The 24,219-nt window shown below is 67.8% G+C and carries 29 protein-coding genes; 4 read left to right on the top strand and 25 right to left on the bottom strand.

Annotated elements, in window-relative coordinates:
* Positions 1 to 103: 103 nt before the first annotated feature.
* Both KUTG_RS51355 and KUTG_RS60180 read left to right on the top strand, forming a co-directional pair.
* Positions 104 to 709, top strand: coding sequence for a hypothetical protein (locus KUTG_RS51355; RefSeq protein WP_043727419.1), 606 nt, complete (start codon positions 104 to 106; stop codon positions 707 to 709).
* Between the two features lie 261 nt (positions 710 to 970).
* Positions 971 to 1,237, top strand: a complete 267-nt coding sequence (locus tag KUTG_RS60180) for a hypothetical protein (protein WP_157495399.1) — start codon at positions 971 to 973, stop codon at positions 1,235 to 1,237.
* A gap of 236 nt (positions 1,238 to 1,473) precedes the next feature.
* On the opposite strand, the gene KUTG_RS51350 is transcribed toward KUTG_RS60180, so the two are convergent.
* The 7 genes from KUTG_RS51350 to KUTG_RS51325 all read right to left on the bottom strand — a co-directional run bounded on the left by KUTG_RS51350 (position 1,474) and on the right by KUTG_RS51325 (position 8,523).
* Positions 1,474 to 1,692, bottom strand: a complete 219-nt coding sequence (locus KUTG_RS51350) for a hypothetical protein (RefSeq protein ID WP_043727417.1) — start codon at positions 1,690 to 1,692, stop codon at positions 1,474 to 1,476.
* A 24-nt stretch (positions 1,693 to 1,716) separates the two neighbouring features.
* On the bottom strand, positions 1,717 to 2,103 hold the full coding sequence (locus tag KUTG_RS55075) for a hypothetical protein (RefSeq protein WP_198047660.1): 387 nt from the start codon (positions 2,101 to 2,103) through the stop codon (positions 1,717 to 1,719).
* A gap of 341 nt (positions 2,104 to 2,444) precedes the next feature.
* The gene (locus tag KUTG_RS55070) at positions 2,445 to 3,185 is read right to left on the bottom strand and encodes a hypothetical protein (protein ID WP_052396436.1); all 741 of its coding nucleotides are present in this window, start codon (positions 3,183 to 3,185) and stop codon (positions 2,445 to 2,447) included.
* A gap of 54 nt (positions 3,186 to 3,239) precedes the next feature.
* A complete protein-coding gene (locus KUTG_RS60175; protein WP_157495398.1) occupies positions 3,240 to 3,635 on the bottom strand; it encodes a hypothetical protein in 396 nt (131 codons plus the stop codon).
* 361 nt (positions 3,636 to 3,996) lie between these two features.
* Positions 3,997 to 4,617 (bottom strand): hypothetical protein, encoded by a 621-nt coding sequence (locus KUTG_RS51335; protein WP_043727415.1) that lies wholly within the window; start codon positions 4,615 to 4,617, stop codon positions 3,997 to 3,999.
* Positions 4,618 to 4,727: 110 nt separating this feature from the next.
* Positions 4,728 to 5,579, bottom strand: coding sequence for a hypothetical protein (locus tag KUTG_RS51330; protein ID WP_043727412.1), 852 nt, complete (start codon positions 5,577 to 5,579; stop codon positions 4,728 to 4,730).
* Between the two features lie 1,117 nt (positions 5,580 to 6,696).
* The gene (locus tag KUTG_RS51325) at positions 6,697 to 8,523 is read right to left on the bottom strand and encodes a hypothetical protein (RefSeq protein ID WP_043727410.1); all 1,827 of its coding nucleotides are present in this window, start codon (positions 8,521 to 8,523) and stop codon (positions 6,697 to 6,699) included.
* A gap of 614 nt (positions 8,524 to 9,137) precedes the next feature.
* Here KUTG_RS51325 and KUTG_RS60170 point away from each other — a divergent pair.
* Positions 9,138 to 9,395 carry a hypothetical protein gene (locus KUTG_RS60170; protein WP_157495397.1) on the top strand — a complete coding sequence of 86 codons (258 nt, stop codon included), beginning with the start codon at positions 9,138 to 9,140 and terminating at the stop codon, positions 9,393 to 9,395.
* 390 nt (positions 9,396 to 9,785) lie between these two features.
* Here KUTG_RS60170 and KUTG_RS60165 read toward each other — a convergent pair whose 3' ends face one another.
* From KUTG_RS60165 to KUTG_RS51245, 17 genes are all read right to left on the bottom strand, one after another.
* The gene (locus KUTG_RS60165; RefSeq protein ID WP_157495396.1) at positions 9,786 to 9,935 is read right to left on the bottom strand and encodes a hypothetical protein; all 150 of its coding nucleotides are present in this window, start codon (positions 9,933 to 9,935) and stop codon (positions 9,786 to 9,788) included.
* A 413-nt stretch (positions 9,936 to 10,348) separates the two neighbouring features.
* Positions 10,349 to 10,753, bottom strand: a complete 405-nt coding sequence (locus KUTG_RS51320) for a hypothetical protein (protein WP_043727408.1) — start codon at positions 10,751 to 10,753, stop codon at positions 10,349 to 10,351.
* Positions 10,750 to 11,280, bottom strand: coding sequence for a hypothetical protein (locus KUTG_RS51315; RefSeq protein WP_157495395.1), 531 nt, complete (start codon positions 11,278 to 11,280; stop codon positions 10,750 to 10,752). Before KUTG_RS51315 ends, KUTG_RS51320 begins: the two co-directional genes overlap by 4 nt.
* A 613-nt stretch (positions 11,281 to 11,893) precedes the next feature.
* Positions 11,894 to 12,382 carry a hypothetical protein gene (locus KUTG_RS51310; RefSeq protein ID WP_043727403.1) on the bottom strand — a complete coding sequence of 163 codons (489 nt, stop codon included), beginning with the start codon at positions 12,380 to 12,382 and terminating at the stop codon, positions 11,894 to 11,896.
* 254 nt (positions 12,383 to 12,636) lie between these two features.
* A complete protein-coding gene (locus KUTG_RS51305; RefSeq protein ID WP_043727402.1) occupies positions 12,637 to 12,834 on the bottom strand; it encodes a hypothetical protein in 198 nt (65 codons plus the stop codon).
* 275 nt (positions 12,835 to 13,109) lie between these two features.
* Positions 13,110 to 13,667 carry a hypothetical protein gene (locus KUTG_RS51300; RefSeq protein ID WP_043727400.1) on the bottom strand — a complete coding sequence of 186 codons (558 nt, stop codon included), beginning with the start codon at positions 13,665 to 13,667 and terminating at the stop codon, positions 13,110 to 13,112.
* Between the two features lie 743 nt (positions 13,668 to 14,410).
* On the bottom strand, positions 14,411 to 14,839 hold the full coding sequence (locus tag KUTG_RS51295; RefSeq protein ID WP_043727398.1) for a hypothetical protein: 429 nt from the start codon (positions 14,837 to 14,839) through the stop codon (positions 14,411 to 14,413).
* Positions 14,840 to 15,421: 582 nt separating this feature from the next.
* Complete coding sequence (locus KUTG_RS51290) at positions 15,422 to 16,312, bottom strand: hypothetical protein (protein ID WP_043727396.1); 891 nt, start codon at positions 16,310 to 16,312, stop codon at positions 15,422 to 15,424.
* Positions 16,313 to 16,587: 275 nt separating this feature from the next.
* A complete protein-coding gene (locus KUTG_RS51285; protein WP_043727394.1) occupies positions 16,588 to 17,205 on the bottom strand; it encodes a hypothetical protein in 618 nt (205 codons plus the stop codon).
* Between the two features lie 16 nt (positions 17,206 to 17,221).
* Positions 17,222 to 17,488: a hypothetical protein gene (locus KUTG_RS51280; RefSeq protein WP_157495393.1), complete on the bottom strand. Its 267-nt coding sequence runs from the start codon at positions 17,486 to 17,488 to the stop codon at positions 17,222 to 17,224.
* 51 nt (positions 17,489 to 17,539) lie between these two features.
* Complete coding sequence (locus KUTG_RS51275) at positions 17,540 to 18,082, bottom strand: DUF6884 domain-containing protein (protein WP_157495392.1); 543 nt, start codon at positions 18,080 to 18,082, stop codon at positions 17,540 to 17,542.
* Positions 18,070 to 18,480 (bottom strand): hypothetical protein, encoded by a 411-nt coding sequence (locus tag KUTG_RS51270; RefSeq protein ID WP_043727389.1) that lies wholly within the window; start codon positions 18,478 to 18,480, stop codon positions 18,070 to 18,072. Before KUTG_RS51270 ends, KUTG_RS51275 begins: the two co-directional genes overlap by 13 nt.
* Positions 18,477 to 18,863: a hypothetical protein gene (locus tag KUTG_RS51265; RefSeq protein WP_043727386.1), complete on the bottom strand. Its 387-nt coding sequence runs from the start codon at positions 18,861 to 18,863 to the stop codon at positions 18,477 to 18,479. Before KUTG_RS51265 ends, KUTG_RS51270 begins: the two co-directional genes overlap by 4 nt.
* A gap of 556 nt (positions 18,864 to 19,419) precedes the next feature.
* The gene (locus KUTG_RS60155; protein WP_157495391.1) at positions 19,420 to 20,112 is read right to left on the bottom strand and encodes a hypothetical protein; all 693 of its coding nucleotides are present in this window, start codon (positions 20,110 to 20,112) and stop codon (positions 19,420 to 19,422) included.
* A complete protein-coding gene (locus tag KUTG_RS65615; RefSeq protein ID WP_255360997.1) occupies positions 20,109 to 20,243 on the bottom strand; it encodes a hypothetical protein in 135 nt (44 codons plus the stop codon). The genes KUTG_RS60155 and KUTG_RS65615 overlap by 4 nt, the downstream gene beginning before the upstream one ends.
* Before the next feature lie 764 nt (positions 20,244 to 21,007).
* Positions 21,008 to 21,412: a hypothetical protein gene (locus KUTG_RS51250; RefSeq protein WP_157495390.1), complete on the bottom strand. Its 405-nt coding sequence runs from the start codon at positions 21,410 to 21,412 to the stop codon at positions 21,008 to 21,010.
* Positions 21,413 to 21,536: 124 nt separating this feature from the next.
* Positions 21,537 to 21,806, bottom strand: coding sequence for a hypothetical protein (locus tag KUTG_RS51245; RefSeq protein WP_043727377.1), 270 nt, complete (start codon positions 21,804 to 21,806; stop codon positions 21,537 to 21,539).
* Positions 21,807 to 21,957: 151 nt separating this feature from the next.
* Between KUTG_RS51245 and KUTG_RS51240 the strand changes: the two genes are divergently transcribed.
* Entirely contained in the window at positions 21,958 to 23,343 is a 1,386-nt protein-coding gene (locus KUTG_RS51240) for an IS1380 family transposase (RefSeq protein ID WP_043727376.1), read from the top strand.
* A 514-nt stretch (positions 23,344 to 23,857) separates the two neighbouring features.
* On the opposite strand, the gene KUTG_RS51235 is transcribed toward KUTG_RS51240, so the two are convergent.
* Positions 23,858 to 24,178, bottom strand: a complete 321-nt coding sequence (locus tag KUTG_RS51235; protein WP_043727375.1) for a hypothetical protein — start codon at positions 24,176 to 24,178, stop codon at positions 23,858 to 23,860.
* Between the last annotated feature and the right edge of the window lie 41 nt (positions 24,179 to 24,219).

Raw genomic sequence — 24,219 nt, 5'->3', positions numbered from 1 at the left:
CGGACGGCACCCCGACCCAACCGTCCGGCGGGCCGGGTACTGCCGGCGTATCCGGGTTGTCGGGAATGCGGTTGAGCCACGCCCACAGGTCACCTGCGCAGTAGTGCAGCCGACCGTCCACGGTGACGTAGAAGTCTCCTTCGGCGCTGTCACGCTGCCGAGCGTCGTCGGCTTCAGGTACGCCGGGAACTGTGACTTCAGAGCCTCCAGCGCCTCCAGGCCCTGCTCCTGGCTGATCCGCCTGAGCACGTTCGGCATCGGGTCCTCCTCATGGTGGCGCCGCTACCCTGCCGCGTCCGCCGAGTTCTCCAACCGCTACGCCGGCAGCTACCTCGGCAAGCGGGAACTACGCGCTCTGGTCGCCAACCCGCGCCGCCAGGTCTACGAGGACCCGAATGCCTTCCTGACGTGCAACCACGACGCCTTCACCGCCTTGTGCAACCCCGACCGCGGTCGCCCATCCGGCGTTGGACGCAGCACACCGGATCACTCCCGCTGCAACCCGGCGTGCTCGAACATCAGCCGCACCGACAGCCAGATCTCCGCGCTGCGGCTCGAGGTGGCCCGGATTGACGCCGCCGCCGAAGCCGGCCTCGACCCCTACCCGATTGCCGCCCGCGAGCAGCAACGCAAGGCCCACCTCACCGACATCATCCGCCGCCACGAGGCTCACTCGCCGACCGACGCCGACCTTCAGGACCCGCGATGAACTGCACCATCGACGCCAGCCCACAGCTGTCGGTCGGCCTCGCTCGGCTCGTCGGCACGGTGCTCGCCAACCAGGCCGCCGCCGCTGGCGGCCCCGAGGATGCCACGGAGGTCAGAGCCATCACGGACGCCATGGTGCGGCTGCTGATCGGCACCCCGCTGCGTTCCGATGGCAGGCTGACCGTCGTCTCCCTCACCGCTGAGGCCGGCTTACGCCGCAACAAGCTCACCCACAAGCACACCGGACTCAAGGACCTGTTCTATGCCCTGGTCAAAGCCCGCACCACCGACCCGAACCCGCTCACCGAAGCTGAACGGGGCTCGCAGCCAGAAACAGCAGCAGGATCTGGCGCGGTTCCGGGCAGAACGCGCCGACAAACGGGAGCTGAGCCAGCAGCTCACCCGTGTTGTCCATGTGCTGGAGGTCGAGAACCACCGGCTGAAGGAGGCGAACGCTGATCTGGAGCAGCAGCTGGCAGCGCGCACCGGCGTCCCGGATCTCGCCAGCCGACGCCCGGCCCGGCCGTAGAGCTCCGCTCCGACAGCCCGGATTCGCGGATCCATCATGTCGCGCTCGGTGGCGGCACCGACAGACAGCGGGGTCCTACATAGTCAGCCTGACCGCATAGCCCTGCGACTCCAAAAGCGCCACGGACTGCTGCAAGAGGTCATCGCCTTCAGTCTGGAGGGGCTGAAAGCTGAAGTTGAGCAACGTGGTGATTGCGGGCTCCAGGCCGGTTGCTGGTTGTGCGGCGCCCGGTGAGGTCACTGTGGCGCGAGGGCTTTGAACCCATGGTCGGTGACGCCGCTTTCCTGCTCGCGATAGGTGAACGAGTACAGGGTCCGCTGGTCGGCTGTCGCCCGGACGATGTTGAGTCCGCTGCCGTCATGCCGGGCGGGAAGTTCGCCGGCTTCCGCGATGTCCTGTGTTTCCCACGCGACGATGATCTCGTCTGCGTGGGAGGCCGCGGCGAAGGTGGACATCTCCGGGATGCCGTGCTGGAGCCGTCAGACGCCTGCGTGCCAACGAACGACGCCGTCCACGAGATCGGCGTCCCAGCTGGGCGCGTCGTGATCAAGTTCCCAGTCCTCGTCGCTCTCGCCGCTGTAGTAGCCGCGCTGGACCTGGCCGAACAGGAACGCACCAGCCGTGCCGTGCCGACGGCGGGCCACCCACTCTGGAAACGTGGCGTGCGGCAGATGTTGCTCGACCCAGGTCCGCGCGGCCTGCTCGTTGTCGAACTCATCTTCGGCCACCGCTTCGACCGTGTCGTCGTCTCCGATGCCGAGCAGGATTGCCGGCCTGAAGGTCACCGCACCGATCTCGTGGCGCTGGCGACGCTGATGCGCTGTGCCCATCCACCCAGGATCACTCAGGGGGCGCGCAACGGCCACCCGATCATCGCAGGTCCCGGACGGTGCACGATGCGACACGGCGACCACTTACCCGGTATCTCGAACGGTGACACCGCCTGATCGCCGCGTTCTGGCCGGGCTGGGCGCGGCACCGCCCGCGTTCGAGCGGTATTCCGCCGGGGCGCCGGCCACTACACGGCGTCGGCGTACATGCCGAGATCGACCGGGCCAGCCGGTTGCCGTTCCCGCATCCGGTCGATGCTGGCCAGCTTTGCGCGCGGCCGCTTTCAGGCTGGCGGTCAGCCCGGTGACCTCGCCCAGCCAGCCGTGTGGGTTCGACCTGGCTGACATCGGCCAGGTCGAACCCAAGCCGTAGAGGATCACTCGGCGGCGTCAACGCCGTTGACGTCGTCGCGAATGGCGTAGTTGTGGTCGCCGTCGTCGTAGCGGAGCTGGTCGTCGCGGAGATCTGTCGGCGCGCCAACCCAGCTTGCAGGCAGGCCGGGGACGGTCGGCGTGTCCGGGTCCTCGGTGCTGCCATTGAGCCACCGCCAGAGATCACCAGCGCAGTAGTGAAGTCGGCCGTCGACGTTCACGTAGAAGTCTGAGTTGCCGCCGACCCCGAATGCGTCGTAGTAGTCCCACACGCACACGATCCGCAGCCCAGATGCCTCGCTGATGCGCCCGAGGACTCGATTCACGCTGTCGTCGTCATAGCCATCGTCCATGCTGCCGCGCAGGTCGGCGATCGCCGCGTACTGGGCGACCAGACTGCTCGCGTCCTGGGAAGCCGTAGCTAGACCATCGAGATCACGATTGCTTGGCCGTTTGTGCCACTGGATGGCGGACTCGGGAATGTATCGCGCCAGCACTCCAGAGCGCAGGTACGCCACAATCGACGAAGCATGCCTTTTGTTCTGAGCCTCGACCACGACCACACCGTTTTCCTCGTCGACATCGACCTTGTCATTGGTCGCTTCGACATCTAACTTCTCCCACCAGTGCGGCCCGGAAAACCACACCGGCAGGAATCGCCGCCACCACTCGGCTGAGCGGGGGAAGTTCGGCGCGCGGGTGATGGCGGACTGGTCAATCTCAATGGTGTAGATATCGGCAGCCATGACAATCTCCCATTTCTCGAATAAGTCGATAGAACTACCCGACTAAGGCAGCCGTTACCCGTCAGTTTCTGTCGCTTCGCTTGCCTTCGCTGCGACTTCAGACTGATAAGAACTGGGGTGCTCGGCATGCAAGTCGACAGCTCCCAAACGATGCAATTCACCGAGCGTCCGCACTGCGCAAACGAGGTCGGCCGGACTGAGGTTGCCAAGGAGTGATTCAGCCTCGCCCAACGTTGGGCGCAGCCAAAACACGGCGCTTGGCCGGCATGAATCGGTCGACCGGGTGACGAGTTCGGCGAAGGTAATGCCGTTCATGTCTTGCTTGGTGAAGGTGTAGCCGGCGACGTGGCCTGTTGGACGGTCGTTCGTGACGCCGATGTGTTGTCCGTTCTCGTACCGTCGCCGCGCCTCGGTCTTGCTGACGGTTTCGAGAGTGGCGTTCATTGCCATTGTCAATTCCTCCTCGTCGAGATTTCCAGTGCGGTTTGCAGCGCGACACGGTTGCAGTCATCATGTTTGGCGTGACGATCCATTTTGTTTCGGCGAAGCCGAATTTGCCGGCAAATAAGCCCGTCATCCTGCGATATTAGCTGCACAGTCTGCATCTGCGCCGCCCAGTCGGTGTACGCAGAGCGTGATCAATTGACCCACCGTGGGCTGTCGATCTGCGGAGCGGAGATCAGGCCGGCGCGGGGCCCGACGGGTGTCAAGGAGCCAGCCCGCAGTTGGGCTCGTTCCTTGACACGACCCCCGCGTTGGTCTGATCAACTTCGAGCAGATCACCACCCCATGGCTGATTCCGGTGGAGATCTCAGGGAGCTGGGGTGGCTGGCTTCTCCGGTGTTTCGGGTCGAGGGACCGCGAACTTCTCCCGGTGCGTGGACGCCCACGTGTGGAAATCCTCTTGACCGGATTCGATCGCGACCTTCGCGGCCCGCTGCCAGGCGGCGTAGCGGTACAGCTCGTGGGACCGGTACCGGTCGTCGCCGCAGGGACCTTGGTCGAGGTAGGTGGCCGCGGCGTGCACACTGGCGTCGTCGTGCCAGTCCGTGGTCTGGTGAGCGAGGTCGTGCCGTGCTTCCGCTTCCGCCTCGGCCCAGTTGGCGGCGGCGAAGCCGGTGAGGTTCACGCCCCCGGCGGGGTTGACGGTGCGGCGACGCCAGAACAGCGACGTGTCCCCGTCACCCTGATCGAGTTCCACCACGGCGGTGTGCCCTCGAAACGTCAGTATTCGCGGGGGTTCGTAGTGTCGGAGGAACTGGTTCAGTCCGGCGGCGAGGGCATCCGCGGCATCCTTCTCGGTCCGCGCGGATGCGCCCCAGTATCCGGACTCCACGGTCCAGCCTCGACCCCGGCCAGGTCGACGGGACGCGGTGGCGTCGAGGCGAATCCGCACCGGTCGCTCGTGGGTGGTGTAGTCGTCGTAGGGCATGGATGTGCTCCTAGGTCGAGGACAGGGACTTCTGGAGGCGGACGAAGACGCCAGCGGCGTCGGCGACTCGCCACCATCCGACGCCCGCTGCTGGTTGGACAGGTGAGGTCTCAGCCGCGAGCGAACTGGAGGGCGTCCAGTCCCGGAATCGGGATGCCGGCCAGGGCGCGCAGCGTCCGCTCGTGCTCGTCGTGCAGGACGAGGTCCATCTCGGGCGCCCTCTCCAACAGCGAGTCCCGGTTGTCCCGCGCGGCGTCGGCCAGGGCGCGCAGCATCCCGGGCAGGTCGGGATTGCCGTGGCGCGAGCCAGTGGCCGGCGGATACAGCCAGCGGTTGCGGGCCTTCCAGTACCGCAGCCCTTCGCTGGGAGTGGGGCGGTGCATGTGCGACCACTCCTCGCGTTCGGTCGCGCTCGCGTGCGCCCATTCGTAGTGGTGCAGGAGCTCGGCGAGCTGGAGCAGCATCGTGTTGATCTGTCGGGGCCGGTGCAGGTGCGTGCGGAAGTCCGGCGCGGTCCGGTCGAGCTGGTGGGGGCGCCGGGTTTCGGCGTTCATCCGCAGGTAGAGGTAGCCGAGGTAGGCGTAGCCGAAGCCGTGCAGGGTGGCCTCGGTGAAGTGAGGGAGAGCAGCGGAAGGGAACTCCGCGGTCGAGCCCCGGACAGCGGCGTAGACCCAGGGCAGGACGTCGTCAGTGTCGGCGAGGATCAGCCACTGGCGTTCGACGTCGTCGGTGGGGTCGCGGTCGGTGGTGCCAGCCCTCAGCTGCGCGAGTCCGGCCGGGGTATGCAGGACCCAGACCTCGGTGTCGCGGTCCGGAGTGAGCCGGTCGCAGGACGGGCCGAGCCGGTCGCGCAGTTGCCGGACGCTGCTGGTGATGTGCCCGAGGCCGGTCAGGCCGGTGGCGGGCGGCGAGTCCGGGTGGGTGGTTGTGTCGATGGACAGGTCGGGGTGCAGGAGGGTCATGGTGATCCGTTCGTGAGCATCGTGAAGGAGGCGCGATGGCGGGCGGATGGTCGACGCGGGAGCGCCGCGATGCCCGCGGGAAATGCGGAGATGGCGACAGCGACGCGTCCGGTGATCGGGTCGACAAGCACTGAGCCGGCGTCAGCCTGCACGGTTCGAGTGCGCTGGCGTTGGGCTGCAGCGTCGGTGGCGTGTGCAGTGTGGATCCGTTGCGCGGGTGGGTAAAGCCAAGATTGACCATCGTCGGCCGTGGTGTTGTGGCGGGTGATGTAGCAGGGGTGGCCTGGAAGCCGTAGGGCGCTGGCCATCGGCACTGAGGCCTGCCTGACGCCGGGTTCAGCGGTTATGACGGCGCCGCGCAGTGTTCTGTATGCACCGAGATCCGATTGGGTATGAGCAACGGTTGGCTGCTGCCTGGCGCCGGCGGCGTGTGAGTCGGGTCAGATCCGACCCCGTTCCTCACTCGCTAGTCACAGGCCCAGCCGTAGTAAAGCCACCCTTTGAGCGCGCCGTCGTCACCGGTGACGGGCACGGCGCCAGCGGCGTAGCGGTACAGCTCATCCGGACCGCGCCGGGTTTTTGCGCAGTGGGGACCCCGGATTCGAGGCAGGTGGCCGCGGGGTGCACGTCGGCGTTGTCGTGCCAGTCCGTGTTGCGCTGTACGAGGTTGTTCCGGGCGTCCGCCTTGGCCTCCTCCTTGTTCGCGGCTGTGATGTGGTCGACATCGACATCGACGCCGCGGTCGGGGCCGGCGGGGTCAATGGTGCGCTGTACCCACTTCAGCGCACCGTCCTCCCCACCGATGTCGATTTCGATAATGGCGGTATATCCCCGAAACTCCAGCAGTATCGGCTCGTGATAGTGCGTGATGAACTGGCGAATTCCGGCCGCGAGGTTGCCCGCGGCCGCCGCCGCGTTCGAGCCACTGCAGCACCACGGGCCAGCGCTTACGCTCCAGGGTGCGCAGCGGCCCGGTGGACGTGATGCGGTGCCGTCGAGGCGAACCCGAACTCGCCGTTTGCGGCTGGTGTAGATGTGCTACGGCATGGGTGTACTCCATGGTCGAGGAAATTCGAGCGCAGCGGCCGATGCTCGCGGCGAGGCCATCACGGCGATATCACTGGTCCGGGGCCAGCTCATGGTCGTGCTCGACCGCCCGGGTCTCGGTGTCGATCACGGTGGCCGGCGTGTGCAAGGCCTCGGGCGTGTCGCCGTCGTCGAGGTCGGTGTCCCCGTCCTCGTCGTCCGGGGTGGCCTCGACCTCGAGCTCGTCGACCACCGCGGCGATGACGGCCGCGTCCACGGGTGCGGACCGGTTGAGCACCAGGGCTTCGACGTCGGAGAGCTCCCAGTCGGCGAGCCCGGTGGGTTCCATGGTCTGCAGCTTGAGCGTCTGGAGCTTGGCGAAGTAGGCGATCTCCTCGTCGCTAGGGTTCTCCCACGTCGTGCGGCGGCTGGCGCCCTGCTCTACTGCGGCGAGCACCATGACCATGCTGATTATGCGGGCCCGTTCCGGCTTGGCCTTGAGGATCTCGGCCCGGAGCGAGGGCTTGTTGCCGTAGCCAGCGAACTTGGTGTCCCAGCCCAGCAGCTTGAGCGCGAGGCGGTGGCCCTTGCTCGCGGCGTCGGCGTAGCGGCTGCTGGTGGCTCGCATCGCCTCCAGCCAGGTGTCCTCTGCCTGGGAAAGGCTGCGGCGCTTGGCGAACAGTTCCAGCGCCTCCATCCGTTTGATCGTGGCCAAGTCCCACGCCTTGCCGTTGGCGATCACCGTTTTGCGGTACGCCTTCTTCTCGGCGGTCGTTGGGCCCTGCTGGGTGCCGCCGCCGCTGGTGGCGTTCGTGGGGCCCTCGAGAAGCGTCTGGCCCGGCTCGGCGTTGCGCTCGGCGTGCTTGTGCTTCTGGAAGTCGGTGCAGACGTGGATGACGGTGACCGCGCCCTCCCGGTCCTGCCAGGTGCGGCGGAACGACAGGAAGGCGGCGTGGCCGGGGCAGGTGGAGTGGCGCTTGACGCTCAGTGTGCTGCCCGGCCGGGTCCTGGCCGTGGGGCGCAGGTCCGCGATCTGGCGAATCTGCGGCCCGTAGAGGGTGTCCGGACGTTCGATCACCGTCACGCCCTGCGCGGCCAGTTCCGCGGCCGCAATCTGCACCGCCAGCCGCTCGGTGCGCGCCTCACGAAGCCGCTGGGCGGTCTGGTGGAGGTGGCGCGGGTTGGACTGCGCGACCTCGGTGAGCGCCGCGACCGCCTCGTTCTCGTCGCCGAAGGCCTCGAACTCGGCGATCACCGCGCTCTCGGACAACCCCAGCACGCCCTGGTGGGCCAGTTCGGCGGCGTGGGTGCTCTTCGCGACCGCCACGAGGACAGCGGCGTCGTTGGCCTTGAGCCGCAGCTTCTTGCCGACCTTCTCGGGCTCGACGCCGAGCTCCAGTAGTCCCTGGACCGTGCGCAGGTGGTCGGCCTCGGTCATGGCGAACCGGAGGAAGTTCGCGCCGTGCTGCTCGACCAGGCGCTCGATCTCCGCGGCTCGTTCGTCGGTGATGTCGTGCTCCTGCGCCAGCACCAGCGCCTTGTGCCAGGTGCTCTCATCGCCGTGCTTGTCGACCGCGAGGCGCTTGGCCTCGCGCAGGCCGTGCGTGCGGACCTGCCCGTCGCGGACAACCAACTGCCCGTGTGCGTCGAACCGGGCGATGATCGGCACATAGTTGCCGCGGTCACTGAGGTCGTGCACGAAGTCGGGGTCCAGGTCCTCGTGCTTGAACGCGCGGGCGTTGCGCCCGATGACCAGTTCGTCGGGGTCGACGTGCAGCAGTTTGAAGTCCTTGACCTCCTGCGCGCTGGTCGGCAGGACCAGCGTGATCTCGTGGGTGTCCGCGTCGTGTGTGGAGGTGTCCGGGGACGCGACGCGCGACGGGGTGTTGTTGTCGAGGGCGCGTTCGGTCGTGGTCATCGTGGTGGCTCCATTTCAGGCGAAGGACGGCGGGGAAGAGATGTCGGAGAAACCAGCACATCCGTGCATATATGGGGTTGTTTCGTCTGGTTGTCCTGAGGGGGACGCACTGGCCACAGCGCCTCGACCCGCTGGTGCGGTGCCGTCGCGGCGCTGGGGTGCGTGTCCCGCGTCAGGGCGGCCGACGAATTGCGTCGACTGTTTCCGTGGTCAGCGGGCGCGGTGTGCTTGCGTGGATTGGGGATCGGAGTGCTCGGTCCGGCACGCTGGCCGGCACGGTTGGCGGCGGGACTTGCGGCAGTTCAACGGCGGCTTTCGCGGCACGCTGCGGTTCCGCGCCGGCCAGTTTGGGGGTGCGCCCCAGCCGGGGCGCCCCAGACCGCTGCAGAGCGCCGGTATTCAGCTGGGAATTCGGGCGTGACATCGACAGGGCGCAGCGCTTCCTTGATGTTGTCGCCGACCTCGGCGATCGTGGCGACGGCGATCGCCGCTATGTCGCGCAACTGTGCGTTGCTGCCTAGGTTCCTGTCTTCGAACCCGGGTCTACTGTGGACTCGTTGGTTGATTCGACTCGGTCATCAAGCCCGCGATCCGATTGCGTTGTCGTAGCCGACGTGAATCTCGACGAAGGCACGTTCCTCGGCCGATCAGTCATTGGTCTTGTCACCATTCCGGCACGGCGTGTCGGCGGCAACGAACACGCGAGTCTCTGGCCAGATGGGGGCTGGGTGGTTGCACCGGACGTACCACGCTGTGGTGTCGGTCTCGCCAGCCACGAAGAGGCGGTGTGGAGCGGCGCGGCGCCGGCGATAGTGGCGCTGTGGACGTCGTACATGTCGAAGGGCTTCTTGTTGATCGGCGCAGGGCAGTAGCCGTGTCGCGCGGCGTGTATCTGGTTGTGCCACCGCTCGGCTTCGCGGCGGGCGGCGTCCATGCTCGCGGCGATCTGCGGATGGGCGGTGGCTTCGCGGTCATGATGTTTTCCGATCTGTTGGCCGGTCGGTACTTCTCGTCGAGCAAGACCGGCGTCGGCGTCCCTGGCCGTCGTGTAGCCGTTTGGCGCGGTGCGCGCGGACATACAGCGAGCGAGGCCGTGCTCTCCGAAACGGCAGCCCCGATACGTGCGTCCCTTGGTGTAGCGGTACTGCAGGCCCCTCGTGGACCGCCGTCACAGTCCGGTCTGTTTTCGACTGCGATGGCGGCGACGCGGTCCCGGGTCAGGGTGGCCGCCAGCGGCTCGCCTGCGGTGGTCACCGCCACCGTCACTCGATGTCGATCTCAACGGGCTCGGAGCCGTCGGGACCGCCGATGACCAGCGCGGTCAGCAGAACGGTCATGTGGTCGTCGTAGTGCCAATCCGAGTTGTGAAAGGCCGGTCCGCAGGAGCATTCGACGCGCTCCCCCGGGTCCACAGCACGAGCGGTATAGGCCCTTGCCGGTCGTCGCCGGGCATGTCCTCAGTACGCACCTGCGCGACGAACCCTGGGGTGGCGGGCGTGGGTCAGTCTTGGTCCGTCGATGTGACGGGCCCGGCTGGGTAATGGTCGATCGGCGCGTAACTACGATGGCACGTTGGTAGATCACGGTGGCGGGATAGCGCACCGATCAGGCGTCGCCGCTGGAGGCGGCTCGGAACATCTCCGCCACTATGCCGTTGCGGGCTTCGGTGCAGACCGTCCTGTCGCCGAACTGCGCTCGTGCTCGTGTCATATCCGTGGTCATCCCCCGCCCCACGACAGTGGCCGTGAGGCGGGGGTGGGAGCACTCGAGAGGGACTGCCCACGGCAGGTGCGAGCGGTCCTGACGATCAGCGGGAATGTTGGGGTCAGGGTGCGGCGGCGGCCTCGCGCAGGTTCGGCTCGACCAGCTCGACCGCGACGCGTTCAGGGCGCGCGGGGTAACGACTGCGGGGCAGGATCCGCAGCGCGGCGACCATGCCGCCCAACCGGACGCGGCGGCCATCGTGCAGGGCGGCGGTGATCTCTACCCACGTGCCGCGTTTGGCGGTGACCGAGGTCGCCGCCGGGTCCTCGCGGGCTGAGCCGGGCTCGGTGTAGGTGGCTTCCAGCAGTGAGGCCAACACGGTCGCGGCAGTGATCTCGTGCTCACGCGCGGCGATGAGCTCGCGCAGGGCCAGCGCCGTGGCGCGGGCCTGCCGCTCGGTCAGGGTGGCCGGGTCGAGGGTGGCAAGGCGGCTACGGATCTCTGCGACGAGGGTCTCGGCGCTCACCGTCCACGCTCGCTGTCGTCGCGGGCACGCTGCATCTCGACGCACATGTCGATCATGCCCTGGATGCGGCCAGCGGTCTCCCACCACGTGTGGTCGTTGCCCGGGCCGATCTGACGCGGGCCGCTGGGCGTGTGCTCGATGATCCTCCAGCCGAAGCCGACGCGCTGGTCCATCGACCAACACGAGGCGTCCACACCGAGGAAACGGGCGAGTTCGATCAGGCGCGGGAACAACGACTGCTGCACCCACTCCAGGGTCAGACCCTGCTCACCGAGCGTGCGGCGGATCCACTGGGCTCCGGCCTCGACAGCGGCCTGCTCGCTGGCGTAGACCTGGGCGCCGTGGTGGATCGCGTCCCAGTTGCGGTCGTCACCCTCGTCGGTGATGCCGTACTCGGCGGGATTGGCCAGCAGGCGGTCCACGATCACGCCGTAGCCGCCGACGCGCGCCATCCCGCGCGCCCGATAGGTGGCGGTGCGCGCGTGCACGACGACAGGAGCGGTGGTGTTCTCGGTCATGTCGATCATGATCCTTCCGTGTGTGACGGGTGCAGGCACGGCTAGGGACCGCAGGGTGGTAGCCGTCGCGTAGTTGGTCGACCGGTTGCGGGTCCGTTCGCCAGAAGCGGCCAGCGGGCGCGAGCTCCCCGCCGCCTCAGCCGCCGAAGGGGAACCGATGCGCGCAGGTGCCGTGGTGTTCAGCCCGGTGCAGCGCGTCGGCCACCGCCTGGGCTGGGGATGCGGATGAACATCAACGGCCGCAGGCACTCGGCGCCCGGGTCGCGGTCGCCTGCGACAACCAGGGCGTCAACTTCCGTCCACAGCGTCACTTGCAGGTGCCACACGTGCAGTCTTGAGTCCGACGAAGGACACCGGTCGCGTTCTCCTACATAGTGGAATTGCCACGTAGTGGCGTCGTTTGCCGCCGGCCACAGTGCCAGTGTGGAGGTTGCCCGGGCGGTGTCCGCGATCAAGGCGTTCACCAGTTCGGCTCACGTGAGCTGCCCTCGGTAAGAGCAGCGATGGCTTGGTGTCGCACGTCTCACACGTCCAGTAGTGCCCGCCGGGCCGCCCTCGCTGATGTTGACTGTGGCGCTCGGCGCCGGGTCGTGCGGTGCGGTCACGGTCTCGTTGCCGATGATCATTCCGTGGCCACTGTGTCGTCGACAGTGACGGCGCCCCGGCCGCGTAGGCCCGACTGCGCCGCGACGCGCCGCACGAACTCGATCAGCTCGTCGGTGCTCAATCGCGCCGTTGCCTCACGCGAGTCGTAGCCGATGTGGTCGTCCCGCACGGTGATCATGAACTCGTCGTCGTCGTTCTGCCTCAGTTCGAGCGAGTCGAGGCTGTTCAGGTCGAGGAGGAAGCTGGCACGACTGCGTTCTGCTGCCAGCGCCCACTTTTCCCGCAGCGTCGGCAGGCACTCGACCAGTGTGCGGTTGGTGGCGGCGGCCTCGGCGAGCAGGATGTCCAGGCGGGATTCGTCGCCGTGGCACACGCCGATTAGCAGCGTTCGCAGCGCCATCGCGAGCGTGCTGCTGCCGGTGGGGGGCATGCGCTGGGCGATCAACTCGTCGAGAAGCGCCTGCGCCGCCTCCAGCTTCTGCTGGTGGTCGGTCGTCGTGGCCATGATGTCCCCTTGTGGGTTGTGGTTGTTCAGGTGGTGGATGTCCGGTCGTCTTTGGAGGTGCCGTCGCCGGGATCGAGCAGCTGGTGCGTCTTGGGCGAAAGTCCAGTTTGGATGGATGAGAACTGTTCTGGGTCAAGCATGTTCAGCCGGTATGCCGACGCGAGCCCGAGGGGGCTGGGTTGCTGTCGGGGTTGACGAGCCGCCCCAGGACGGCGTTCACCTTGCCGGCGATGGCGTGCGGCAGCTCGTGCATCTCAGTGGTCGTGTTTGCCGGCGGTGGTCAACTGCTCCATCGCCTGGCCGGCCTCCCAGTCGCTGCTGCCGGCCATTGCCTCGGCCAGCTCGGCGCCGGCCGTGCTGAGTCCGTGCTCGCATGGCTGACGGTGGTGGCCGCGCTGGACGGTCACGGCGACCTGGCCCAGTGCGGTCAGCACGTCCCCCAGGTTCGCCACAGGCGCACCAGTCCATCGGTGCTGCGGCGGCGTAAGCACAGTCGCACGAGCAGAAGCTGATGACGTCCCCCGCCGAGGCGGGGGCGCCGGGCCGCATCGTTTGCGATCGATTGTGCCGTTCGCATCTGCGTCGGAGATTACTGGGCCAGACCTGCCGAGAGGTGTGCGAGCCGGGTGCACGAGGGTCGGTGGCTGGCTCCTGGCGATCGTGACGGGTGACCATGGCGTGCGTCCGCGCTCCGACCGGGGCGTGGGTGCCATCATCGCGTGGCGGGTCAATCGAGGCGCGTCCACACCCAGCAGGATGCGATGCTGTAGCGCCCGTTCTTATCGGCGCAGATCCAGTCGTACGAGTGCCACTCGCGGTGGCAGTCGATGGCGCTGAGCACCTCGATCTCGTCGCCTATCCAGTGCGCCCGCACCGAGCCGTGTGGGTGCCTGCGGTAGACGTCGTTGGTCCAGGCGACCACGACTTCGGCGACCTCACGGCGGAACAACGGCACCAGCCGCTGGATCTGGTGAAAGCCCGGTTGCGGGATCGCTGGGAATACCGGGTCGCGGCCCGGCATGCCCTGTGTCACCAGGATCTCGCCGTCCTGCGGATAGAGCCGGCCGGCGTCGGCCAACTGCGCCGCGTCACCGTCGGGATCGGTGCGCACCGACAGGAACCAATCCCAGCTGCCCGCGCCGAGCGGGTAGCGGCCTTGCTCGTCTGGTGTGACTTCGATGCGGGCGGTTGGGTCGCCTTCCTCGAAGTAGAGGATCGTGTCTCCCTCGAAGTGGCAGGGGTCGCACAGCAGCGGGTCCGAAGTTAACGCGAGCAGGTTGAGCATAACTGTTGCGGCGTTTGACTAACATTACCAACCCATATCCCTGATGTCGCAGCCGACTCGTCTAGTTGGCTTACTTTTACAAACGGCTCGCCTACCTCTCGGAGTAGTTGATTAACTCAATCCGCTTAAGCGACATCGGACTTATTCGACTTGACTTATTGACGCGGTAATCTTCTGGCTTAGCCAAAATATTCCCTTAAATCTGTGCCAACAGGCGTGTGGGGTTTTTTTTGAGCTCGCCGGCAATTTCGGTAAGTTCGGACACACACTCGCTTGAGCTTTCGTCCGAGCGTGTAGAATAGCCCCTCTACTTGCGAGCACGTAAGATGAGGGAAACTCAAGTTCCGCTTCACAACGAACCTTTTTTATCATTAGACACATTCATCGGGGTTCGGAGGACTCACCTCGCGGCGAACGGCTTGATCCAACCGTTCCAGCAGTCCCGCTCGGCGACCAGCGCGGGGAACACCGGTCCGGGGGCGCGGCCTCGTCCTCGATCACCTCGCGGCTGAGCAGTTCGACGTACTGCTCGCCCTCGCCCAGCGGCATCGGCGTGGTGGTGGTGTTGGTCGTGATCGTGCTCGCTGTCGATGCGAAATGAGTGTGGGCATGAGGGCGCCCCCGCACATCGGGGAGCGCGGGCGCGGGTAAGGAGGTTGTCACCGAGCGGCGACAATGCCGCGGGTCGGGGTTGTCGCGTTGTCGTGACTGGTGGTCGCCCGGCGGCGACAACCCGGGTCGCGTCAGGAGATGGCGTCGTCGTTCATCCCGTATCGTGCGAGCAGGTCGGAGGCCTGCGGCCAGTGGTTGGTCACCCACCTGTCGGTGGGGCGACGTTGCTTCCACCGCAGCGGTGTTGGGTCGAACTCGGCGAGCACCCGTGTGGCTTCGATCTGGCAGGGCAGGGGCACGGGCATCGGGTGGTAGGTGATGGTGAGCAGGTCGTGGCTTTCGATCGGGTTGTCGATGTCGTAGCACCGCGCCCGGTAGAGGGCCAGGCCGACGGTGCTGTGGCCGGTGTGGATGTCGTGGCACAGGGCGGTCTGCACGGCGATGACCCGGTGCAGCGGCATCGTCAGGTCGAGGGCGTACTGGAAGACGCGGATGTCGTCGTCGTTGATCTCGGGGACTTCGATCCAGCTCGCCGGCTCCGCAATGGTGGCGGTGGTCATGGTGTGGGTCTCCGATCGGGTCGTGGCGGACAGAGGGGGCCCGGCGGCGGCTTCGATCTACTCGATCGCGTCACCCCGGGGCCGCGGGTTGAGCGGGATGACGTTGCCGGAACTGGCGGAACTGCTCGAGCAGTGGATCATCGCCGGTCGGTGAATCCGGGTTGGCAGAACCACCCGCGCGACGGGCGGGCTACGGCACCCGCGGTCACCGGTCTGGGGCAGCGGCGACGACCGGGACCAGGGCGCGATTCCGGCGCTGCTGGACGAATTGCTCACCCGCGCCGGTGGCGGCCCGGCGCGCGAGACGCCGTCACGTCGGATGTGGCTCGCGCTGGCCTTCCCGCCCCGGCACAAGCCCGAGCTCACCGCGCACGACCAGTCCGGCCCCCGAAGACTTTCACCCGCATCCCCGGCTCGCCTGCCGGTTCTGCTGGGCCCGACGTCGCCCGCACGGCCGCCACCGTCGGACACTACGCACTCCCGGCGCGACCCCGGATTTGTCCGATCCAGCAGCAGGTCCGGCGGAACGACCTGCAGCCGGTGACCGCGCGGTGACATCGATCCTGTGTTGCCTGGTCACGCTCAGGTCCGCTTCACTGGCTCGCGGTGGCGTCCTCGGCCCGCCGGCTCCGGCTCGACCGGGACCAGCGAGCCACTGGAGAAGTAGCTCGGACTCGTGCCGCCGGCAACCTTTTCCCACGAGTGGCCGAACGCGTCCTCATCGGTGCGCAGGTCGCCACGGTGGACCGTCAAGGTCCCGTCGAAGGGCTCATCGCTGCACCACCCGGACCCGGTGAACGGGCTGCCCAACCATATGTGAGGGTTGCGCAGCTGCACGGTCCGGGCACCGTCGCCGGGCAGGCGCACGATGTCGGCCAGGTCGGCACCGAGCAGCGCGTACCCCATGACGACGCTGAACTCGGGCGAGGCGTTGTCCACGACCTCGGCCGCCCGCGTCAGGTTGTGCTCGGTGTGGGCGAACCCGAGCAGGTCCAGGAACCTTCGTGGGGGCAACGGCTTGTGGCTCAGCCCGGCGTCCTCGTCCATTGTGGCGATCCCGACCCGTAGCAGCACCGCGCCGTGCCGGGTGACCATGTCGTCGAACCACGTCGACTCGTCACGGTCGCGCACGGTCTCGATGACCGCGTCGCGCGCGAGGCTGGTGCTCCACTCCTCCAGCAGGTTCGGGTAGGTGGTGTCATCGGCGCGTTCCCAGCGGCGCATGACCTGCGTGGTGAGGTCGTCCACCACCTGACGGGCGGCGGTGTCGACGATGTCGCATTTCCACTGGGTTAGTCCTTCCCCGCCTTGGGTCTCCCACTCGTTCTCGCCTCGGACCAGCGCGGCGACGACATCGGTGGGCAGACGGTCGCTCTCGGCGTAGATCAGGGTGTAGGTGGGGTCCAACTCAGCGGTCACGGCCGCGCCCAGCGCAGCGAGGGTCCGGCGCGTGGCCTCAGTGTTCTCGGGCATCGCAATCGTCTCTCCAGTTCGTTGCCGTGGTGGCGGTGTAGTCGGCGGCGACACGTGGCACCAGGGCGCGATGTGCGTCGTGGAAGGCGTCGCTGTAGATGTCGCCCAGCGGGTGCGCGGCGCGGCCCGACGGGTTGGCCTCGCCCAGATCTGGTCCGGGGTCAGGTCGGCCGGCAGCCACGGGTGGCTTCACCGCTGCTCGGGGCGCCGTCCAGGTCTTCGATGTTGAGGGTGTCCTCGGGCGCGCCGAACTCCTGGTGCCAAGGCGGATCGGCCTAGCCGGTGTGTCCAGGGCCGGGGTGCCGCTGGTCGATCTCGACGCTGGTGGTGTGGCTGACTATCGCCGCACCACTGACGCTGGCGTGTTCGCGGCGGAGCTTGTCCTGCATCCGGTCAGCCATGATCGGACAGGTGGTGTCGCGCAGCGTGTCGTTGAGTCGGTGCCTCGTTGGGTCCTCCGGATCGGGCTTTTCGGTGACGTAGTCGGTGTCCGCGCGGAGCGCGAACCAGGCGTGGATCTGGTGTGCGGCCAGCGGGGACGTGGTGGCGGCGCCCGCCGCGCACCGCTGGTTCCAGTTGTCCTTGTCGCAGGTGCCGGTTCTCGGGTTAATGATCGTGTGCTCGACCTGGACGGGGCACGTCGTCGACGAGCACGGCCAGCAGTTGCCGCACTCGCCGGCCAGGTCCGCGTCCCGGTAGGTCCCGGCTTCGACCCGCATGACGTCCGTGGCGGGCCAGTCGCACGGGGCCATGGCCCACAGCGCTTGGGCGAGCAGCCGGCGCAGCGTGAACTGGTTGCGCGTCACCGTCGCGGCGCCGCTCTCCCACTCGGCACGGTCGAACGGTTGCTCTGCGACGATGCGGCGGTCTGCCGCCGCGAACAGGGCCGACATGACGTCGGCCGGAGGGTTATCGGCCGCGGTGGTTCTCCTTATTCGATGCGTGGGCCACGGCGCTCGTGTCGCTGCCAGTGATCGCGAGTGGCGCCTGGTCGGGGGCGGGGTCGGTGACGCTCACCCAGTCGCGGGTGCCGGCATCGTCGGGCGTGTCCAGCTCGTACCGCTCCAGCAAAGCGTGGAATGCGCCGTCCACCAGGCCGAAGAACAGGTGGCCGGCGAGGGTACCTTCGTCGTTGACCAACCCGCCGGCCTCGTGGTGTTCCCGTCGCGGTCGCACGGCAGGAACCCGACGGACTCGGGGGTCGTGCCGCACCGGCACACCGGCCAGTCAGCCTGCACGGCCGCCGGCAACGAGCGGTTCCGAGCAGGCCAGGCGGGGCTTCGGGATGCCGGGCAGCTCGTTCTGCTGTGTGTCCCGCATCGACGCGATCAGGTGCCGCATGTCGCCGATGCCGCGGCACCCCTTGTACACGTCGGTCACGAGGTGGCCGGCGAGAGCGGCAGCGCCGGCCAGCCCGCGCAGGTAGGCGCGCGGCAGAAACGCCGAGATCTCAACCTGGTCGTGCTTGCCGGCCAGCTCGGTTAGCTGCCCGCACACCAGCGACCTCAACACGGCGGTCGCCGCCGTGTCCAGGTCTTCCATGCGCTGCTCGTGCGGCGCGATGACCTCGTTCAACCTCAGCAGGCCGTGTCTCGCGGACAGCACCCGCACACGGGTGTCGTAGCCCCAGATGGCCGTCAACGCCGCCTCGCGTGTGACCACCGGCAAGGGCTGCCGGAACGTCGACCCGATGTACAGCTTCCGCACCGGCGCGGGGTGGCTCGACTTCTTGGCGCTGCACGGCAGCATGAACACGGTCAATGGTCGCATGCGGCCGGCTCCCTCGGGAGCAGCGCAAGCGCCACCGGGTCGATGGGCTCGAACGCGACGACCGCCGTCGGGTCGACACGGTTGCGGATGGCCTTGACCGCCGCCTCGTCCTCGCCCATGCCCTCGTTGACGACGCGGCGGTAGGCGACGGTGTTGCGCGGACCGACGGACGCGTGCCGCGTCCACTGCGGCGAGCCGCCCGGCCGCCCGAACGCCGGCCACTGCCGCTCGCCGTACGCGGGCACGAACTGCCGCGTCCGGCACACCGGTGGCCTCGTCGCACCCGCGGCGATCGTCGGCTCCAGGTACGCCCGGCACCGCGACACCACGGCCGCCAGGCCCTGCTCCTGGTTGATCTCCCTGAGCACGTTCGGGATCGGGTCGTCCTCCGGGTTCACCAGGTCACCGCCGGGTAGAGGCCGAGCGCGCCGTTGGTGATCGGCTCCGGGAACACGCCGGGTGGGACCGGCGTGGAGTTTCGGCTTGCCTTCTGCGCCGCGTCTTTCGGGGTTTCGCCATCGAGGCGCAGCCGCTTGTAGGCGGGGACGTCCAGCCAGCCCTGGAACGCGTGCTGTTCCCAGCCCTGCGGCCCGTCGCGCCACACGATCGCCCAGTGCAGCTTGCCGTTGAACCGCTCGATCAGCTCCGGCGACCCACACAGCGGGGGCTCCTGCTGACCGGCCAGCTCCCACGGCTCCAACCAGTCCGCGAACTGGGTCTTGCACGCCGTGAACGCGGCCTCGGCCAGCTCACGGCTCAGCGGGGTGTCGATGGATGTCATGACGGTTTCCCTTGGTAGTGGGGTTGTGTGAAATGGGGCGAACCCGGGTTCGGGCCTTGGCCTCGGTCACGGCTTTTCGCTTCCACGTGCGGTGGGCGCCGCGACAGTTGTTGCGGTGCCCGCGGCTGCGGCGGTGACAGCGCCTTCGGGTAGGCGGGCGCACGGCAAGCTGGCTGCGCGATCAGGGTGCGCGTGGGAGGTTGACGACCGTGACGGTCGATCGCGTGATGTTGGTGTCGAGGGTGACCCGGTGCCGCTACCCGTTCTCATCGGCGACTTTGAGCACCTTGTCGTTGAGTGCCCTCAGGTCCTGACCTGTCCTGCGAGTCAGACACCACGTCTGAACTGCGCAGATTCGTCGACCGGCACCTGGTCGCCGTCCGGGAGCCCATCGCTGATCTCACGCTCGCCGGATGGATCACCCTCGCCGCACGGCGTGAAACCGTCAGTCAGCCAGTTGCCGCTCGGCGCAAGCGTGTACGGCGAGCACTCCCCCTCGTGCCGTGGCGCTCGCTTGCAGTCAAACGGGATGGGCCGCTGCCGGCCGCGCCGGCAGTTACCCATGGCGGCCGCTCCCGTCGATCAGCTCCGCACGCGCGTCGCCGACCTTCACTGTCACCACCTGGCGCTCAGGCGGCCGGTCCACGTCGACACGCACCTGCGGCACGTCGTGCGTCTCCAGCGCGGTCTCGTCGTCGTTGACCAGCGACTGGGTCCGGAGGAATGCGTGCACCGTCATCCGCATCCCGGTTCGGCGCAGGTCGAGCACGTACCGCTCGCCCCGTTGCAGCGGGTCACCGTCGTTGTCGTCGGTGACCGTCAGGTCGGCTGCGCCGATCCGCATGGTCACCGGCGATGGCCCGAGGTTCTCGTCGACCAGCGGCGGTACCGGTACCAGTTCCATGAGGTCCGCGCGCTTGGTGTGCGCGACGGTCCACTCGATCAGCGGGGGGAGCTCGGCGAGCACCGCGGCGTCTTCGTGGCGGCCGTGGTCGAATCCGTGGTATCCGCAGGTGCAGCAGCAGCCGTCGATCAGGAGGCCTTGTTCGTCGATCGTGTGGAGGTCGCCGCCACGCCAGGTGTCTGCGCAGTAACCCCATCGGCCGTGGGGTCGCGCGGCGGCGCTGACTGTCGGTAGGCCCTCGACCAGTACTGGCGGCTGGTAGGCGCCGATCCAGCTGACCGCGTGGGAGTGGCTTTGGTGCCACACGAGGGCGTAGCGGCTCGCGGCGTGAACCCGATACATCACGCAGTCACAGTCTGGCGCATGCATGGCCCAAGCCCGCCGTATGCGGCGATGCCGAGCGGTGATTGGCGGTGTTCGTCGCCGGCATGTCCGCAGCCGCAGATGCGGCGGCGGACATCGATCAGGACGGTCATGTCGTCTCCGGCAGACGGTCGGGGACGACGGCGGGTGGGGTGACGGTCGTGATCGTGCGGACGCGGTAGCGGTCATGCTGTTCCCCGTCCGGGTGCTTGTCGCACATCGGTGTGGTGTCTTCCTGTTGTGGTGGCCCGCTGGCCGGCATTGGGGGGCGTCGGGCGGAGTGGTTGATGGGCGGCCGGGATCTGCACCGGGAGTCGTCGGGTTGGCGCATGAGGGGCGCGCGTATCGGGGCGGTCGCGACGGTGGTGGTTCTGGCCAGCGGTGAGGGCGCGCCGGGCGTGGTGTTGGCGCCAGGTATTTGGGATGGTGGTCCATCCCTGACTGGATTCCGCGCCCACACCGCATCCTCGTGGGCACCCCTGACACCGTGGGTGTCGGGATTGGTGGCTGGGTTCGCGTTCAACCTGGTGTTCGGCGGGATCGCGAGTGGTGTGGTGTACGGGCTGACGATCGCTGTGGCGATGCTGGCCACTGACTTGCGGACGGACCGCACCACCGGTGATCGTCGGACGAGTCTCGGTGCGACGCGCCCTGTCGCGCTCGACACTCGCGCGCACCGGTGACCGGTTCAATGGCCGGCGTGGTGGTCGGTTGGGCGGTCGGGCTGGCGCTAATGCTGGCGCGGCCCGCGGACAACACGGCTGAGGTCGGGCCCGCGTCCACTGTTGGGCGGTATGACGCGCTCGGCGGCCTCGGCGTAGGCGGTCACGGTGGAGGCCACCTGCACCACGTGTCCTGTGCCACCCGGGCCATTGGATCAGCGAGGAGTCGTCGGGGGCGTCAACGACACCTGCAGTCGCGCGGACCACCCGGTGGAGAACTCGACGACGGCCGACTCCTGATTGTCGGCACGCACCCGGATGAGCCCGTAGAGGTCGATGAGGTCGCCGCGGTGGCCGATGGCGTCGATGACGCGATGCATGAGGTCGAGGGCGTCGGGTTCACGTGGCGGAAGCGGGTCCAGGCCGAGCTGGCGGCGGGTGTCAGAGCGCAGGATGTCATCGGTGGTGGCCCAGGTGCCGTCGTGGCGTCGATGGGTGGCGTTGGCGGGTGCTCCGTCGGCCCTGGCCCGCATGACCTGGTCGTTGATGAAGTAGGAGTAGGAGCCCATCAGGTCGCCCCATGCTCGGACGTATGGGTAGTCGTTGTTCTGCGGTGGCATAGTGTTCCCTATCTGTTGTCGCTGCGGCGAATCGCGGGTGTCGCATGTGGACTTGAGCGTGTGGTGGCAAGGCAGGTTGGGTTCGGTGCGGGCGTAGTCGTGGGCATGCGGGTGGTGCGGCTGGTCAGAGTGCGCCGCCCCGCGGCCAGCCCAGCCGGTCGCGGTCATCATCGGACAGGATCTTCGGGACGTACGGACAGTTGTCCTGGGTGATGTGCCAGAGCATGCGCGCGCCCCACATCCTGGTGTCCTGACGGAAGCTGGACCCCCACAGCACAACGCTGGTGTCCCTAAGGGCGGGGTGGCTGGCCTCGCGGGTCTCGGCGACGGAGAAGTACATCGTCCCGCACAGCACGATGTCATCGGCCCGCACGCCGATGATGAAGTCGAGCATCTTCTGCTCGCGAGTCCTTAGCCTCGATCCACCGGTGATCTTGGTGATCTCGGGCCGCGAGGTGTGGCGTGAACAGGGAAATGCCCTCCGGGTGAGGATAATCGGTCTTGCTGAAGGAACGATCCATCCCGACCGAGAGGGCATCTCCGAGATGCGATTATGTCATAGCGCCGCGCGTGTGGGCGCGGTGTTCGATGATCCGAATCTGGTGGCGTCGGCCGGTGTCGTGCCAGTGATGCGACTGGCCGAGCAGGCCGGCCTGCACGACCTGGTCGAGGACCGGGTGCGGATACCGGAATCGGCAGGGGCGAACCCCGCGGCGAAGGTCGGCTCGATCGTGGCCGGGATGCTCACCGGCGCCGACAGCATCGACGACCTGGACGTGGTCCGGCACGGCGGGATGGGCCGGTTGTTCACCGGAGCACGCGCACCGTCCACAGTGGGCACCTTCCTGCGCGCGTTCACCTGGGGACACGCCCGGCAACTGGAGTCGGTGGCCCGACAGACCACCATCGGCCTGGCCTCACGGACTCCGCTGCTGCCCGGCGCCGAACAGATGATGTTTCTCGATGCGGATTCGACGTTGGGCGAGGTGTTCGGACACGCCAAACAGGGCGCGGCGTTCGGACACGCGAAGGTGGGCGGCTATGTCGTGCGGTTACGGGGCTATCACCCGCTGATCGCCACGCTGTCAACCCCTGCCGCGGCGCCAGTGATCGCCGCCACCCGGCTGCGAGCGGGCAACGCCGGCTCGGCGCGGGGCGCGGCCAGCATGGCACGAGAACTGATCGGTGTGGCCCGTGGCTGTGGCGGCCAACCGGGACGGATGCTGTTTCGCGGCGATTCGGCCTTCTACGTCGGCGAGTTGATCACCGCCTGCCGGCAGGCTGGGGTGGCGGTGTCGGTCACGATCAACCAGTACCCCTCGGTGGTCGCCGCGATCGCCGGAGTCCAGGAGTCGGCGTGGATGCCGATCCGCTACCCGAAGGCGGTGTGGGACGCCCAGACCCAAGCGTGGATCAGTGACGCGGAGATCGCCGAGACCCCGTTCACCGCCTTCGCCGCGGACAAGCGTCACCGGGTGGTCGGACGGCTGGTGGTGCGACGGGTCCGCGACCAGAACCACCTCGACGCGCTGTTCCCGGTCTGGCGCTACCACGCCTTTTTCACCACCAGCACCGCCGAGTTGGTCCAGGCCGAAGCAACCCACCGCCAGCACGCGGTCATCGAACACGTCAACGACGACCTCAAACACGGCCCGCTGGCGCACTTCCCGTCGGGGTGCTTCGCCGCGAACGCCGCCTGGCTGACCTGCGCGGCGATCGCGTTCAACCTGACCCGCGCCGCCGGCTGCCTGGCTGGCGGACACTGCGTCAAAGCCCGCATCGCCACGCTGCGCCGTCAGCTGATCAACGTTCCCGCCCGCATGGCGCACCGGGCACGCCGGCTGATCCTGCACCTACCCCAGCACTGGCCCTGGGAACCGGCCTGGCTGGCACTGTCGGCAACCGCCCACGCCCCGCCCAGGACTGTCTGATCAGAATCCCGCCTTCTCAAGGCTCGACCGGAGACCCAGTCGTGGAAAGCTGGACAGACCAGCGGTTTCCGGCTGCCCACAGCCGCGAGCAAGATCGCTGACACGGTCACTCCACGAAACCAAGATCACCAGCAATCTAGACCGGTGGATCGAGGCTTAGGTCAATGCCCCGAGAGTCGGCGTGGCCGTCGCACACCGCAAGCACGCCGCCGTCATGCGGGCTGCGCCGGTACTGTCGTGGACGAACTCGTGTTCCTGCCCGGCGCAGATTCCGTTGGTGCCCGGTGATCGCCTCGTCGGCGCTGTCAGCCTGGACTCGTGGCGGCATTGGACAAACGGATCGCGCGAATTCACGCTGGACTATCCTTGCTGCGCCAGGTGACGGGCCTGCGTCGTGCTTGTTGGGTCTAGTGATGTCGTTGTCGCCGTGGGGTGCTGAGCCGTTCCCCGCCCGGTGACGTCCCGCGGCGGACGGGGAACGACCCCGACGTGACCGATCGGAACCTCATCTCCTCTACCTCATCGCGCTCAGGGCGGCGCGCACCTCCTCATCGGTGGGCCGACGGATCGCGAACTCCTTGTGGTGTTGCGAGGCCCATCTCTGCCAGTCCTCGCGGCCGGCGTTCAACGCCGCTATTGCGGCCCGCTCCCAGGCGGCACGGTGGTACAGCTCATCCGGCCCGCGGTGAGTGGTGGCGCAGCGAGGACCGAATTCGAGGTAGACAGCTGCCCCGTACACGCTGGAGTCGTCGTGCCAGTCCGTGGTCCGGTGGGCAAGGCTGTTGCGGGCGTGCGCCTCCGCATCCTCCGCGTTTGCGGCGTCGAAGCGGTCCACGTCGACCGGGCGGTCGGGGCCGTCAGGTCCAATGGTGGGCT

Source organism: Kutzneria sp. 744 (genome assembly GCF_000568255.1).
Taxonomy (GTDB): Bacteria; Actinomycetota; Actinomycetes; order Mycobacteriales; family Pseudonocardiaceae; genus Kutzneria.
This window is presented reverse-complemented; position numbering and strand designations above follow the sequence as displayed.

Coding starts and splice junctions, on each gene's coding strand:
- KUTG_RS51295 (WP_043727398.1), bottom strand. CDS start 14,839: ATGACCACCGCCACCATTGCGGAGCCGGCGAGCTGGATCGAAGTCCCC.
- KUTG_RS51285 (WP_043727394.1), bottom strand. CDS start 17,205: ATGTCGGCCCTGTTCGCGGCGGCAGACCGCCGCATCGTCGCAGAGCAA.
- KUTG_RS51315 (WP_157495395.1), bottom strand. CDS start 11,280: ATGATCGACATGACCGAGAACACCACCGCTCCTGTCGTCGTGCACGCG.
- KUTG_RS51250 (WP_157495390.1), bottom strand. CDS start 21,412: ATGCCACCGCAGAACAACGACTACCCATACGTCCGAGCATGGGGCGAC.
- KUTG_RS60175 (WP_157495398.1), bottom strand. CDS start 3,635: ATGGCAATGAACGCCACTCTCGAAACCGTCAGCAAGACCGAGGCGCGG.
- KUTG_RS51290 (WP_043727396.1), bottom strand. CDS start 16,312: ATGCCCGAGAACACTGAGGCCACGCGCCGGACCCTCGCTGCGCTGGGC.
- KUTG_RS65615 (WP_255360997.1), bottom strand. CDS start 20,243: ATGACCGTCCTGATCGATGTCCGCCGCCGCATCTGCGGCTGCGGACAT.
- KUTG_RS51275 (WP_157495392.1), bottom strand. CDS start 18,082: ATGCGACCATTGACCGTGTTCATGCTGCCGTGCAGCGCCAAGAAGTCG.
- KUTG_RS51335 (WP_043727415.1), bottom strand. CDS start 4,617: ATGCCCTACGACGACTACACCACCCACGAGCGACCGGTGCGGATTCGC.
- KUTG_RS51245 (WP_043727377.1), bottom strand. CDS start 21,806: ATGCTCGACTTCATCATCGGCGTGCGGGCCGATGACATCGTGCTGTGC.
- KUTG_RS51350 (WP_043727417.1), bottom strand. CDS start 1,692: ATGTCCACCTTCGCCGCGGCCTCCCACGCAGACGAGATCATCGTCGCG.
- KUTG_RS51325 (WP_043727410.1), bottom strand. CDS start 8,523: ATGACCACGACCGAACGCGCCCTCGACAACAACACCCCGTCGCGCGTC.
- KUTG_RS51330 (WP_043727412.1), bottom strand. CDS start 5,579: ATGACCCTCCTGCACCCCGACCTGTCCATCGACACAACCACCCACCCG.
- KUTG_RS51265 (WP_043727386.1), bottom strand. CDS start 18,863: ATGACATCCATCGACACCCCGCTGAGCCGTGAGCTGGCCGAGGCCGCG.
- KUTG_RS60180 (WP_157495399.1), top strand. CDS start 971: ATGCCCTGGTCAAAGCCCGCACCACCGACCCGAACCCGCTCACCGAAG.
- KUTG_RS51300 (WP_043727400.1), bottom strand. CDS start 13,667: ATGCTCAACCTGCTCGCGTTAACTTCGGACCCGCTGCTGTGCGACCCC.
- KUTG_RS55070 (WP_052396436.1), bottom strand. CDS start 3,185: ATGGCTGCCGATATCTACACCATTGAGATTGACCAGTCCGCCATCACC.
- KUTG_RS51240 (WP_043727376.1), top strand. CDS start 21,958: ATGCGATTATGTCATAGCGCCGCGCGTGTGGGCGCGGTGTTCGATGAT.
- KUTG_RS51310 (WP_043727403.1), bottom strand. CDS start 12,382: ATGGCCACGACGACCGACCACCAGCAGAAGCTGGAGGCGGCGCAGGCG.